We start from the raw sequence: 12,251 nt of genomic DNA, 5'->3' as shown, positions 1-12,251 counted from the left end.
TCTCCGGCGCGGTTTATCGGCCCATCGTCTGGATCAGGCTGTCGAAAATGCTCTGGGCAATCTGCAGGACCTTCGCGGAGGCCTGGTAGGCCTGCTGGTATTGGATCAGCTTGGCGGCCTCTTCGTCCAGATTCACGCCCGAGACGGCCGTGCGGTCCTTTTCGAGGTTGCCCGCGATGGTGGTGGACAGCTGGGCGGAGTTCAGCGCGCTCTGCGTGCGCGTGCCCACCTGCGCCATGAGGCCGGCGTAGCCGTCGCTCATGGTGGATTCGTCGAACATCTTCACGTCGCGCAGCGCGTTCATCGCGGAGGCGTTGCCGGCGTTGCGGGTGTAGGTGTCGCCGTATTGCGGATCGAGCGCATTGCCCACCGTGACGGTGTCGCCGGTGTTGGGCGTGCCCTTGAGCGTCAGTTCCCAGCCGTCGATCTGGATGGGCTGGCCCGGCGTGTAGGCCAGGCCCGCGGTGCCCGAGGGCGGCGTGGTGGAGCCCGTCACCGTGTAGGTGGTGGGCGGGCCGGCGGCGAAGCTCAGGCTCACGCCCGCCGGAATGGGAGGGGCGGTGAAGCCCGTGGAGGTCGCCTGCACGCTGGTGAGCTGCATCGACCCGCCGTTGGTCTTGCCCATGGCGGCGTTGACCGGGCTGGCCACGGCCAGGTCGCGGGGCGACAGCACCTTGGCCTGGATGTTCGCGGCCGTGGTGCTGAAGGGCTTGAACAGCACGCGCTCGCCGGTGGCGCCTGCGGCCGTCATGTTGAAGTTCAGCCCGTCGATCTGCTTGCTGGCCAGGTCGGTCAGGTCGGTGAAGGCGGTGGCCTTGCCGTCGGACATGCGCACCACCTGGCCGGCCGGCGGCGTGGTGAAGCGCACTTCGTAGTCGGACGCGGCGAACTTCGTCGCATCGCTGAACGACACGGTGCCCACGGCCGTGCCCTTGGTGTAGCCGGGCATGCTGGTGGGCACCGAGAACAGGTCCTTGCCGGCCTGCCCGTCGAGCGTGAGGCCCAGCTTGTGCTGGGCGTTCATCGTCATGCCGATGGACTGCGCCATGCGGCCGAGCAGGTTCACGCCCTCGGCCAGATCGGTGTTGTTGAAGCGCAGCAGGCCCGAGACCTCGCCGCCGCCGAGCATGTTCTCGTCCAGCTCCACGGGCGCGACGCCGGGGCGGTTGAAGAACAGCTTGGTCTGCCCGCTGCCGGGAAAGGACGTGGCCTCGCCCACGGACAGCTGCGTGGCGGTGGAGCCCAGCACCAGCGGCTGGCTGCCCGCGACGAACAGGCCCACGGTGCCGTCGTCGGCCTGCACCTGCGTGGTCTGCACGTACTGGTTGATCTCGCGGATGATCTGGTCGCGCTGGTCCAGCAGGTCGTTGGGCGATTGGCCGTTGCCGGTGGCGCGCGCGATCTGCTCGTTCACGCCGGCCATGCGGCTGGCCAGGCTGTTGATCGCGTTGACGTTGCTGTTGAGCTGTTCGGTGACGGTGTACTGGATCTCCGACAGGCGGTCGGCCGCGGAGCGCATGCGCCCGGCGGTCTCGTCCATGCGCGTGAGCACCACCGTGCGCGCGGTGATATCGGTCGGGGCCGCCACCACGTCGGACAGGGCGTTCAGCATGTCGGTGATCGAGGCGCCCAGGCCGCTCGTGCCGCCGCTGAACACGTCCTGCATCTGCGACAGGCGCTCGCCGCGCGTCTGGTCGGCCGCCTGGGTGGCGTTGGCCGCGGCGGCCTGCCGCGTGAGCAGCTCGTTGTGGTTGCGCAGGATGGTCTGCACGTCCACGCCCTGGCCGATGTAGCCGCCGCCGGTGAACTGGCCCTGCACGGTCTGCAGCGACAGCGTCTGGCGCGAGTAGCCGGCGGTGTTGACGTTGGCGATGTTGTGGCCCGCCGTCTGCAGGGCCACCTGGTTGGCGAGCAGGGCGCGGGCGCCGACGTTGAGCAGGCTCATGGAGCGCTTTCCGTCACGCCGCCGTGCGCGGCGAGACGCGCAAGGTGCTGTTGATGGCCCGGCTCAGCTTGCTGGCGTATTCGGGGTCGGTGGCGTAGCCCGCCTTCTGCAGCTCGGTGGCGTAGGCCACGGCGGAATGCGTCTTCTCGCGCGCCTTCTCGTAGCGCGGGTTGTCGTTGATGAGCTTGGCGTAGTCCTTGAAGGAGTCTTCGTAGGAGTCGTAGGCGCGGAACTTCGCCGTCACCTTGCGCGGCACGCCGCCGATGTACTCGGTGGTGGTGATCTCGGCGACCTTGCCCGTCCAGCCCTTGCCGGCCTTGATGCCGAACAGGTTGAAGGAGTTGTCGCCGTCCTTGCTGCGGATCTCGCTCTTGCCCCAGCCGGTCTCGTGGCCGGCCTGGCCCAGCATGAAGCTGGCGGGAATGCCGCTTTCCTTGGCCACGCGCTCGGCCGCATCGCGGTGGTGCTGCACGAAGCTCTCGCGGCCCTTGGGCGCGGGGGCGGACGGGTCGGCCGCCACGGCCGCGGCGCGCTGGCTGGCGGCGCCCAGGCTCAAGGTGGAGGGCACCGAAAACGTGGGCTCGGCGCCGGCGCCGGCATCGCCGCCGCCGATCTGGCGCGTCAGCTGGCGCTGGATGGCCTCCGAGAGCCCGCCCTGGCGGCCCGACATCTGGATGGACAGCTGCTGGTCGAGCATGTCGGTGCCCAAGTCAGCCTGGCCGCCTTCCATGAGGCCGGACTTCATCGTCGCCTCGCGCATGCTCTTGATCATCTCGCGCATGAAGAGCGACTCGAACTGCTTGGCCGCTTCCTTGGCGGCCTGCGGGCTGTTCTGACCGGCCTCGTACTTGAGCGCGTTGAGCGAGCGCGAATCGACGGCCAGCGCATTGGTGGCGGTGGTGGTCGCGGCAGAGGGCAGGGTCATGGCCATGTGCGGTCTCCCGTCAGGTCGGGCGCTGTCCCGCGGGGCGCAGGGACGGCAAGGTGGCGGCCTGGGTCATCAGATGACCTCCAGCTCGGCGTTCAGGGCGCCCGCGGCCTTGATGGCCTGCAGGATGGCCAGCAGGTCCTGCGGCGTGGCGCCCAGGGTGTTGAGCGCACGCACCACGTCGGCCAGCTGCGGCGACGGCGGCATCTGGATGATGTTGCCCGGCTCCTGCTTGACGGTGATGTCGCTCTTTTGCGCCACCACGGTCTGCCCTTGCGACAGCGGGTTGGGCTGGCTGATGACGGGCGTGGAGCTGATGGTGATCGACAGGTTGCCGTGCGCGATGGCGCAGGGGCCCAGCGTCACGGCCTGGTTCAGCACGATGGAGCCGGTGCGGGCGTTGATGACGACCTTGGCGGAGGGGACGGAGTCGGCCACCGCCAGTTCTTCCAGGTCGGCGATGAAGTTCACCCGGGCGCCGGGGTCCAGGGGCGCGCGGACCTGCACCGTGCGGCCGTCCAGCGCCGTGGCGATGCCGGCGCCGTTGCCCAGCTTGCCGTTGATGGCCTGGGCCACCTTGCGGGCGGTCTGGAAGTCCGAGGCGTTCAGGCCCAGGGTGATGGTGTCGCTGTCGTTCAGCGGGGTGGGCACCGAGCGTTCCACTTGTGCGCCATCGGGAATGCGGCCGGCGCTCAGGTGGTTGATCTGCACCTTGCTGCCGCCGGCAGACGCCCCGGCACCGCCCACCACCATGTTGCCCTGCGCCATGGCGTAGATCTCGCCGTCGGCGCCGCGCAGCGGCGTGGCGATCAGCGTGCCGCCCTTGAGCGACTTGGCGTTGCCCATGGAGGACACGCTCACGTCGATGGTCTGGCCGGGCTGGGCGAAGGCGGGCAGTTGGGCGGTGACGATCACCGTCGCCACGTTCTTGAGCTGGGGCGCCGCCGTGCCGGGCGGCAGGCTGATGCCCATCTGCTGCAGGTAGTTCGTCATCGCCTGCGTGGTGAAGGGCATCTGCGTGGTCTGGTCGCCCGTGCCGTCCAGGCCCACGACGAGGCCATAGCCCGTCAACTGGTTGCTGCGCACGCCTTGCACGGCCGCCACTTCCTTGATGCGCAGGGCATGGGCGGGCAACGCCGCGCACAGGGTGGCCAGGGCGGCCAGCAGCCACACGAGCCGCGACGCGCGCGAAATCAGGGGAGAGGGCAGGGCTTTCATGGCCTCGATTGTGAAAGCGGACCGCTTCACGGGATGGGCCAAAAAGATGCCGGATTACCGGTCAATTGGGGCGGTCGGCCCCGGGGGAATGCCAGCGAAAAATGCCGCCAGTGCAATCAACACTAGGGCATTGTGCTATGAAAATAATAGCAATCTGCCGCCAGGCCGTGGCGGCAGATTGCGGGCGGGGGATGGGTGGCGCGGTTAGAACGGCGTGACCGAATTGAAAGCCCGCGACAGCCAGCCCATGGCCTGCGCCTCGCTCTGGGCGCCGCGCCCGCGCGACTGCACCCGGGCGTTGGCCACCAGCGTGGAGCTGATCACGCTGCCCGGCTGCAGGGCGCGCGGGTCCACCGTGCCGGAAAAGCGCAGCACGTCCACGTTGTCGTTCACGCCGATCTGCTTTTCGCCGGCGATCACCAGGTGGCCGTTGGGCAGCACGTCGATCACGGTGGTGGTGATGGTGCCGGTGAAGGTGTTGGTGCTTTCGGTGCCGCCCTTGCCTTCGAAGTTGTTGGTGCTGGTCGCGCCCAGCGAGGCCTTGCCCAGGTTGGTCGAACTGATGAACGGCAGCGCGGTGATGCCCGACGCCGTGCCCGACTTGCGGTCCACGGTGGAGGTCGATTTCTGGCTGGCCGACACCGTCTCGATGATCTGGATGGTGACCACATCGCCCACCAGGCGCGCGCGGCGGTCCTCGAACACCGGCCGGTAGCTGGCCGCGTGGAACAGGCTGCCCGTCGCGGGGCCGGAGGGCCGCGGCGTGGCGGCCACGGGCGGCGGCGTGGTGGGCAGCAGGTCCACGGGCGGCGGCGGCGACAGCGTGGCGCAGCCGGTGCACAGCAGCACGAGGCCGGCGACGGCGGCCAGGCGCGCGGACGGCGCCGGCAGGGGGAACGAACGGAGGAAGGAGGCGGTACGCATGGCGAAATCCTGCAACAAGCGGTGGGGGCGTGGGCGTTCTTCGTGGGAACGGTCGGCGTTGCGCTTCAAAGCTGCGCGAGCTTGGCCAGCATCTGGTCTGATGTCTGGATGGCCTTGGAATTCATTTCGTAGGCGCGCTGGGTCTGGATCATGGTCACCAGCTCTTCCACCACGTTCACGTTCGAGGTTTCGAGGAAACCCTGGCGCATGTAGCCCAGGCCGTTCGTGCCCGGCGTGCCCTGCTGGGGCTGGCCGGACGCGGCCGACTCTTTGTACATGTTCTGCCCGATGGGCTCGAGGCCGGCCGGGTTGATGAAGTTGGCCATCGCGATGCTGCCCAGCTGCTGGGGCGCGGTGCTGCCCGGCACGGTGGCGGAGACCACGCCCTCGGTGCTGATGCTGATGGCCGTGGCGTTGGCGGGCACCGTGATGCCGTTGGCCACCGGCAGGCCGCTGGAGGTGACCATGCGGCCCTGCGCGTCGAGCTGGAACGAGCCGTCTCGGGTGTAGCCGATGGTGCCGTCGGGCTGGGTGATTTCGAAGAAACCGTTGCCGTTGATCGCCACGTCCAGGTTGTTGTTGGACTGCTGCAGGCTGCCCTGCGTGAAGTTGCGGCTGGTGGCCACCGTGCGCACGCCCAGGCCCAGGTGCAGGCCGGTGGGCAGCTGGTTCTGCTCGGTGGTCTGCGCGCCGACCTGGCGCTGGTTCTGGTAGATCAGGTCTTCGAAGACCGCGTTGTTGCGCTTGTAGCCGTTGGTGGAGACGTTGGCCAGGTTGTGCGAGATGACATCCAGCTGGGTTTGCTGGGCGGACATGCCGGTCTTGGCGATCCACAGGGAATTGATCATGGCGGTTCCTTTGGGGAGGCGGTTGCGTCGGGCTCGGCGGTCAGCCGTTGAGGCTCAGCAGCTGGCTGGCCGACTTGTCGTTGGTCTCGGCCGTCTGCAGCAGGCGCAGCTGCGCCTCGAACTGGCGGGAGGCGGCGATCATTCCGACCATGCTCTCCACGGCATTCACGTTGGAGCCTTCCAGCGCGCCGGACAGCATGCGGGCATTGGGATCGCTGGGCAGCGGATCGCCCGAGGTGGTGCGAAACAGGGCGTCGTCGCCGCGCTTGAGCGGGTCTTCCAGCGTGGGCGTGGCCAGCTTCAGGCGCCCCACGGCTGCGGGGCGCTGGCTGCCGACCTTGGCGGTGATGGTCCCGTCCGAGCCCAGCGCGATCTCCGCGCCCTGGGGCACGTCGATGGGGCCGCCGCCGTCCGAGAGCACGGTCAGGCCGTTGCTCGTGAGCAGCTGGCCCGTGGCCGAGACTTCCAGGCTGCCGTTGCGGGTGTAGGCCTCGGTGCCGTCGAGCCCCTGCACGGCGAACCAGGCATTGCCCACCGCCATGGCATCCAGGTTGCGGCCGGTGCGCTGCACCGGGCCGGACGCTTCGGAGTGGCCCGAGGTCGCCTCCAGGGCGAACACGCGGGTCTTGGCGCCGTCGCCCTGCACCGGCACGGCGCGGAAGGTGGACATCTCCGCACGGAAGCCGTTCGTGGAGGCGTTGGCCAGGTTGTTGGCCAGCACCGACTGGCGCTGCGCGGCAGCGCTGGCGCCCGTCATCGAGGTATAGATGATGTGGTCCATGGAGGGTCTCGCGCAGGCGTCTCAGTCGGTAGGGGTGGGGTTCAGGAAAAGGATCAGCGCAGGTTGACCAGCGTGGACATCACCTGGTCCTGCGTCTTGATGGTCTGCGCGTTGGCCTGGTAGGCCCGCTGCGCCGTCATCATGTTCACCAGCTCGGCCGTCAGGTCCACGTTGGAGTCTTCCAATGCGCCGGAGCGCAGGGCACCGAACTTGCCGTCGGTGGGCGCGCCCATCACGGCCTGGCCGGATTCGAAGGTTTCGGCCCAGTTGTTGTTGCCGATGGAGGCCAGGCCCTGCGTGTTGCGGAAGCTGGCCAGCGCCAGCTGCCCCTCGGCGCGCGTCACGCCGTTGGAGTAGCGCGTCATCACCATGCCGTTGTTTTCGATGTTGATGCCCGTCAGCTCCCCGGCGGTGTAGCCGTCCTGCGACAGGTCGGACACGGCGAACTTGGTGCCGAACTGCGTCACGCCGTCCAGCTTCACGTTCACGCTGTAGTCCGTGAGGTTGTTCGGGTTGGGCGGCGTGGGCGAGATCGTGAGCGGCAGTTGAAAGCCGGTGGCGGGCGGGGTCGCCGCGGGCGCGGTGATCTTGCCGTTGTTGTCGAAGGTGATCTGGCCGACGGGCGCGGCCACCACGGGCGGCGTCGCCGTGGGATCGTCCAGCTTGTCGTACACGTCCCAGGTGTTGGCGCCGTTCTTCTGGAAGTACAGGCTCACCGGCTTGGCGACGCCCTGGCTGTCGTAGACGTTGATCGAGGTGCCGTAGGTGGCGCGCGGCGTGGCGGGCACGGGCGGCGTGGCGGTGGAGTCGCCCGCGGCGTCCGGCGCGCGCGCGTCGAGGTTGAACGATGCGGTGATCGACGTGGTCTGCTTGGCCGGGATCGGCTGCGAGGTGGGGAACGACAGCGGCGTGGCGTTGCTGGCCGTGCGCAGGCCCGTGGCCGGGTCCACCGTGTAGCCCATCACCTTGGCACCGCTGTTGGTGACCACGTTGCCCAGGTCGTCGAGCTTGAAATTGCCCGCACGGGTATAGGCATTGGTGCCATCGGGCTGCTGCAGCTTGAAGAAGCCGTCGCCGTTGATCGCCACATCCAGGCTGTTTCCGGTGATCGACAGGTTGCCCTGGTTGAACTGCTGCGCCACGTCGGCGGTCTCCACGCCGATGCCGGCGTTGGTTCCCCCCGCGGAGCCGATGGCCGAGGCCACCATTTCAGCGAACTCGGCGCGGGAGGCCTTGAAGCCCACCGTGTTGGAGTTGGCGATGTTGTGGCCGATCACGTCCAGGTTCTTGCTGGCGGCGTTGAGGCCGGACAGGCCTTGCTGAAAGCTCATGGTGTTCTCCTGAGAGGAAGAAGGAAAGCGCGTGGATAGGTGGGAAGGGCGTGCCGGTCAGAGCACCGCTTTGATCTGGCTGTAGTTGACGGTGCTGCCGGTGTCCAGGTCCAGCGTCAGCGCGCCGCTGTTGGAGCCGGTGCCCACCACCTTCGCCTGCATGAGCGCCGTGGACTGCACGGTGCCGTCCTTGGTGGAGGCGACCACGCGGAACTGCAGGTCGCTCTTGTTGCCCGCGTACTTGCTGGCGTCGAACTCGAACTCGTGGCGGCCCTTGTCCTGCGCGCCCATGTCCACCGTGCCGACGACGGCGCCGCCGGGCGTGACGACCTCGACCTTGGTGCTGGTCGCCGCGCCGGCCAGCTCGAAGTAGCCCTTGCCCGTGCTGTCGGTGTAGGTCATCTTGGAGCCTTCCGCGAGCACCGAGCGGCCGATCATGGCCGTGCCCTGCAGCGTCTGCATCGTGGAAAACTGCTCGGCCATGGTCTGCATGGTCAGGTTCAGCGTCTGGATGCCGGTGACGGTGTTGATCTGCGCCATCTGCGAGGTCATCTGCGCGTTGTCCATCGGATTCATCGGATCCTGGTTGTTCAACTGCGCGACCAGCAGCTTCAGGAAGCGGTCCTGCGCGGCGTTGGGGTCGGTGGCCGAATTGGCGCTGGTGCCCGAATTCACGGTGGCGGTGGAGCCGATGGGATTGAGGATCATGGCGAGGTTCTTCCCGAAAAGTTACTGGCCCATCTGCAGGGTCTTGAGGAGCAGCGACTTGGCCGTGTTCATGACCTCGACGTTGTTCTGGTAGGAGCGCGAGGCGGAGATCATGTTGACCATCTCCTCCACCGCGTTCACGTTGGAATGGGTGACGTAGCCCTCCGCATCGGCGGACGGGTGGCTCGGGTCGTGCACCCGCTTGCCCGGCGCGTTGCTCTCGCTGATGGCGCTCACCCGCACGCCGGCGGCGCTCTCGGCGCCCATCGGCGCCGTCTGGAACACCACCTGGCGCGCCTTGTAGGCCTGGCCGTCCGGGCCGGCGACGGCCTCGACGTTGGCCAGGTTGCTGGCCACCACGTTGAGCCGCTGCGACTGCGCACTGATGGCGCTGCCCGAGACATTGAAGATGGAGAACATGGACATGGCGGTTTCCGCTTTCCGTGGGTGGGGGCGTTGCGGCGCTTACTGGCCCTGGATGGCGCTCAGCATCGTCTTGGCGTTGCCGTTGATGAACCGCAGCGTGGCTTCGTAGCGCACGGCGTTGTCCACGAAGGCGGCCCGCTCGCGATCGAGGTCCACCGTGTTGTTGTCCAGGTTGGGCTGGGTCTGCACCGAGTAGCCCAGCGTGCTGCCCGATCCCATGCCCGTCGTGGCGGCCGGCAGCGGAATGTGGCGCGGATCGGTGGCGCTTTGCTGGCGCTGGCCGGTGGCCAGGGACATGGTCGACCCCGATCCGGTGCTCAGCGTGGTCGAGCCGCCGCCGGTCGCATCGCGCATCGCGTCGGCGAAATTGAAGTCGCGGGCCACGTAGCCCGGCGTGTCGGCATTGGCGATATTGCTCGCGATGGCACGCTGGCGCTCGGCACGCAGCAAAAGCGCGTTGCCGTGGAAATCCAGCCTTTCAGTCATCTTGTTGAGCATGTCAGCCTCGCAAAGCGTTGGGTCCTGGCCGGGGAAAAGAGGGGTTCCGGCGTGGGTTCGATTATGGAAATGGGCCGGTTTTTCTAAAGCGCGAAGAACGCGGCGATTGGCGCGCAGTTCGGTGCTTCGTGCGCGCCGGCCGGCCCTAAAGTGCCAGGGGTCCGAATGGCCTTCCCTGTTGGGCGGCGCATTCCCCGCCACAGGAGGCTTTCCCATGTCACACACCACCGCTCCCCGATTCCTTCCCACCCTGCGCCTGGCCCGGATGGCCGCTCTGGCGGCGGCCTTTGCCCTGCCCGCCGCGACGCTGCGGGCCCAGGCCGTGGCCGAACCGGCGGCGGACCTGGGCGGAATCACCCAGCGCTGGCTGGACGATGCGCTGCAGCGCGGCCAGTCGGGCACGGCCAGCATGCCGCTGCGCATGGAAGTGAGCGTGGGGGCCCTGGACCCCCGCCTGCGCCTGGCGCCATGCGCCCGCGTCGAGCCCTACCTGCCTGCCGGCTCGCGGCTGTGGGGCCGCACCCGCCTCGGGCTGCGCTGCGTGGACGGTGCCACCGCGTGGAACGTGTTCCTGCCCGTCACCGTCAAGGCGTATGGCCCGGCGTGGGTGCTCACGGGCAATGTCGCGTCCGGGGCCGTGCTCACGGCCGCCGATGCGACCGAGGCCGAAGTGGACTGGGCGGCGGAAACCACCGCGATCGTGGCCAATCCCGACAGCTGGGTCGGCATGGTGGCCTCGCGCCAGCTCATGGCCGGCCAGGCCGTGCGCCAGCACATGGTGAAGGCGCCGACCCTGTTCAAGGCGGGGGCCGCGGTGCGGGTGGTGGCGCAGGGGCGGGGTTATTCGGTAACATCCGCAGGCCAGGCGATCACCGCAGGCGCCGTTGGCGAGACTGTGCGCATCCGTATGGAGAATGGCCGTGTCGTCGCCGGTGTTGTGTCCGAAAATGGAACAGTAGAGATCACTTTGTAAGCGATGGGGCGCAAGAAAGGCCTAAAGTCCCTGTCGAAGTGGTCGAAAACATTGCTACTGTGCCCCACATCGAGCGGGGTGGGAGAGAGCGATGAAGATAGGTCAAAACCCCGAAATAGCCAATGCAGTGTCGCAAGCCGCCACGGCTGCCAAGCAGGCCAAGGCCCCTGCAGCTGCCGCCGAAACGGCTGCCAAGAGCGCCGCGCCCGCTGCCGCTGCGGCCGCTGGCGTGCCTGTCACGTTTTCCAGCGCCGCCCGCGGACTCGAAGCCAACGGCCGCGCCGGCACCGATTTCGATGCCAACAAGGTGAAGGCCGTGCGCGCCGCCATCGAAAAGGGCACTTTCTCGGTGGACGCCGATGCGATCGCGGACAAGCTGCTGTCCAATGCGCAGGAAATCATCTCCCACACCAGCAACAGCCACTGACCCCGGGTTTCCTGCAGGGGTTGATCGGCACAGGATCCACCCATGCAACTCGAAACCACGCTGTCTGAAGTCGAATCCCGGTTGAAAGACGTCGGTGCCGCCCTGCTGGAAACCGACGCGCTCGCGGTAGAACGCACCGCCCCACTGTTGCGCCAAGCCGCTCTCGATCTGTCCCAGGCGCTCCAGAAAATCCCCCGCCCCACCGAATTGCCGGCCGACATCCAGCGCCGCATCCAGGCCCTTCGCAGCCAGTTGTCCCAGCAGCGGGAACAATTGGCGCGCCTGTCCGCGTTGACCGAGCGCCAGGTGGCGACCCTGCTGCCGCCCCAGGAGGCTGCGACCTACGGAAACGGTGCTCCGGCACGATCGGGCGGCGCCGCTCGGATCTACCGGTCGCAGGGCTGATCCCGCCCGGCTTCCCCTTCGCTCCTGGCAAAAGCCAGCCTCCCAAAGCAAAAAGGCCGCATCTGCATGCGGCCTTTTTCGTTGGCGCCAGGGGCGCGTCCGGTGGGACGGCGGCGCTCCGCTAGTGGCTGCGCATCTTGGCCCGCAGCCGGGCGATGGACTGGCTGTGCAGCTGGCAGATGCGCGATTCGGTCACGCCCAGCACGGCCGCGATCTCCTTCAGGTTCATGTCGTGCTCGTAGTACATGCCCATGATGTGCTGCTCGCGCTCCGGCAGGCTCTTGATGGCGGCCACCAGCGAGGCCTTGAGCCGCTGGTCGCGCAGCATGGCCATCGGGTCGGCTTCGCCGTCGGCCACGTGCCGGTCGAGAAACCCGTCGTCGCCGTCGTCGCCCCGCGTCATGTCTTCCAGGTAGACCAACTGCGTGCCGCGCACCTTGCCCAGCAGCGTCTGGTATTCGCCCAGGCTCAGATCCAGCTCGGCGGCGATCTCGGATTCCAGCGGGCTGCGCCCGAGTTTCTGCTCCAGCCGGTGGACGGCGTGTTCGATTTCCTTCTGGCTCTTGCGCGAACTGCGGGACATCCAGTCGCCCTCGCGCAATTCGTCGAGCATGGCGCCGCGGATGCGCTGGGTGGCGAAGGTCTCGAACTGCACGCCCTGCGCCACCTCGTAGCGCGACAGGGCCTCGCTCAAGCCCATCATGCCCACCTGGATGAGGTCGTCCAGCTCCACGTTGGGCGGGAGCTTGGCGATCATGTGGTGCGCAATCCGGCGAACCAGCGGCACGTGCTGGCGGATCAGCGCATCGCGGTCGAGCTGTCCTTTGGCGGTGTACATC

General features: G+C 67.9%; 14 protein-coding genes. 3 read left to right on the top strand and 11 right to left on the bottom strand.

The window, feature by feature from the left end:
• Nucleotides 1-13: 13 nt before the first annotated feature.
• From flgK to flgB, 10 genes are all read right to left on the bottom strand, one after another.
• Entirely contained in the window at nt 14-1,945 is a 1,932-nt protein-coding gene (flgK, locus tag R1Z03_RS21405) for a flagellar hook-associated protein FlgK (protein ID WP_284402618.1), read from the bottom strand.
• A 13-nt stretch (nt 1,946-1,958) separates the two neighbouring features.
• Nucleotides 1,959-2,876, bottom strand: a complete 918-nt coding sequence (gene flgJ / locus R1Z03_RS21400; protein ID WP_284407503.1) for a flagellar assembly peptidoglycan hydrolase FlgJ — start codon at nt 2,874-2,876, stop codon at nt 1,959-1,961.
• 69 nt (nt 2,877-2,945) lie between these two features.
• Nucleotides 2,946-4,091, bottom strand: coding sequence for a flagellar basal body P-ring protein FlgI (locus tag R1Z03_RS21395; RefSeq protein ID WP_272565446.1), 1,146 nt, complete (start codon nt 4,089-4,091; stop codon nt 2,946-2,948).
• A gap of 204 nt (nt 4,092-4,295) precedes the next feature.
• Nucleotides 4,296-5,015: a flagellar basal body L-ring protein FlgH gene (locus R1Z03_RS21390; protein ID WP_284431686.1), complete on the bottom strand. Its 720-nt coding sequence runs from the start codon at nt 5,013-5,015 to the stop codon at nt 4,296-4,298.
• A 65-nt stretch (nt 5,016-5,080) separates the two neighbouring features.
• On the bottom strand, nt 5,081-5,863 hold the full coding sequence (gene flgG, locus R1Z03_RS21385; protein WP_272565444.1) for a flagellar basal-body rod protein FlgG: 783 nt from the start codon (nt 5,861-5,863) through the stop codon (nt 5,081-5,083).
• A gap of 40 nt (nt 5,864-5,903) precedes the next feature.
• Nucleotides 5,904-6,644: a flagellar basal-body rod protein FlgF gene (flgF, locus tag R1Z03_RS21380; protein WP_272565443.1), complete on the bottom strand. Its 741-nt coding sequence runs from the start codon at nt 6,642-6,644 to the stop codon at nt 5,904-5,906.
• Between the two features lie 53 nt (nt 6,645-6,697).
• Entirely contained in the window at nt 6,698-7,975 is a 1,278-nt protein-coding gene (gene flgE, locus R1Z03_RS21375) for a flagellar hook protein FlgE (RefSeq protein ID WP_284407501.1), read from the bottom strand.
• Between the two features lie 57 nt (nt 7,976-8,032).
• Entirely contained in the window at nt 8,033-8,683 is a 651-nt protein-coding gene (locus R1Z03_RS21370) for a flagellar hook assembly protein FlgD (protein WP_272565440.1), read from the bottom strand.
• Between the two features lie 21 nt (nt 8,684-8,704).
• Complete coding sequence (gene flgC, locus R1Z03_RS21365; protein ID WP_272565439.1) at nt 8,705-9,109, bottom strand: flagellar basal body rod protein FlgC; 405 nt, start codon at nt 9,107-9,109, stop codon at nt 8,705-8,707.
• Nucleotides 9,110-9,148: 39 nt separating this feature from the next.
• Complete coding sequence (gene flgB / locus R1Z03_RS21360; protein WP_272565438.1) at nt 9,149-9,607, bottom strand: flagellar basal body rod protein FlgB; 459 nt, start codon at nt 9,605-9,607, stop codon at nt 9,149-9,151.
• Between the two features lie 214 nt (nt 9,608-9,821).
• Here flgB and flgA point away from each other — a divergent pair, with 214 nt between their 5' ends.
• From flgA to R1Z03_RS21345, 3 genes are all read left to right on the top strand, one after another.
• Nucleotides 9,822-10,580, top strand: coding sequence for a flagellar basal body P-ring formation chaperone FlgA (flgA, locus tag R1Z03_RS21355; protein ID WP_372588184.1), 759 nt, complete (start codon nt 9,822-9,824; stop codon nt 10,578-10,580).
• Between the two features lie 91 nt (nt 10,581-10,671).
• Nucleotides 10,672-11,007 carry a flagellar biosynthesis anti-sigma factor FlgM gene (flgM, locus tag R1Z03_RS21350; RefSeq protein ID WP_284402623.1) on the top strand — a complete coding sequence of 112 codons (336 nt, stop codon included), beginning with the start codon at nt 10,672-10,674 and terminating at the stop codon, nt 11,005-11,007.
• 42 nt (nt 11,008-11,049) lie between these two features.
• Nucleotides 11,050-11,412, top strand: coding sequence for a hypothetical protein (locus tag R1Z03_RS21345; RefSeq protein ID WP_284402624.1), 363 nt, complete (start codon nt 11,050-11,052; stop codon nt 11,410-11,412).
• Nucleotides 11,413-11,533: 121 nt separating this feature from the next.
• Here R1Z03_RS21345 and R1Z03_RS21340 read toward each other — a convergent pair whose 3' ends face one another.
• Nucleotides 11,534-12,250, bottom strand: a complete 717-nt coding sequence (locus tag R1Z03_RS21340) for an RNA polymerase sigma factor FliA (RefSeq protein WP_284402625.1) — start codon at nt 12,248-12,250, stop codon at nt 11,534-11,536.
• Nucleotide 12,251 lies beyond the last annotated feature (1 nt).

Origin of the sequence: Acidovorax sp. BLS4 (assembly GCF_032929295.1) — a bacterium.
Classification (GTDB): domain Bacteria; phylum Pseudomonadota; class Gammaproteobacteria; order Burkholderiales; family Burkholderiaceae_C; genus Paracidovorax.
This window is presented reverse-complemented; position numbering and strand designations above follow the sequence as displayed.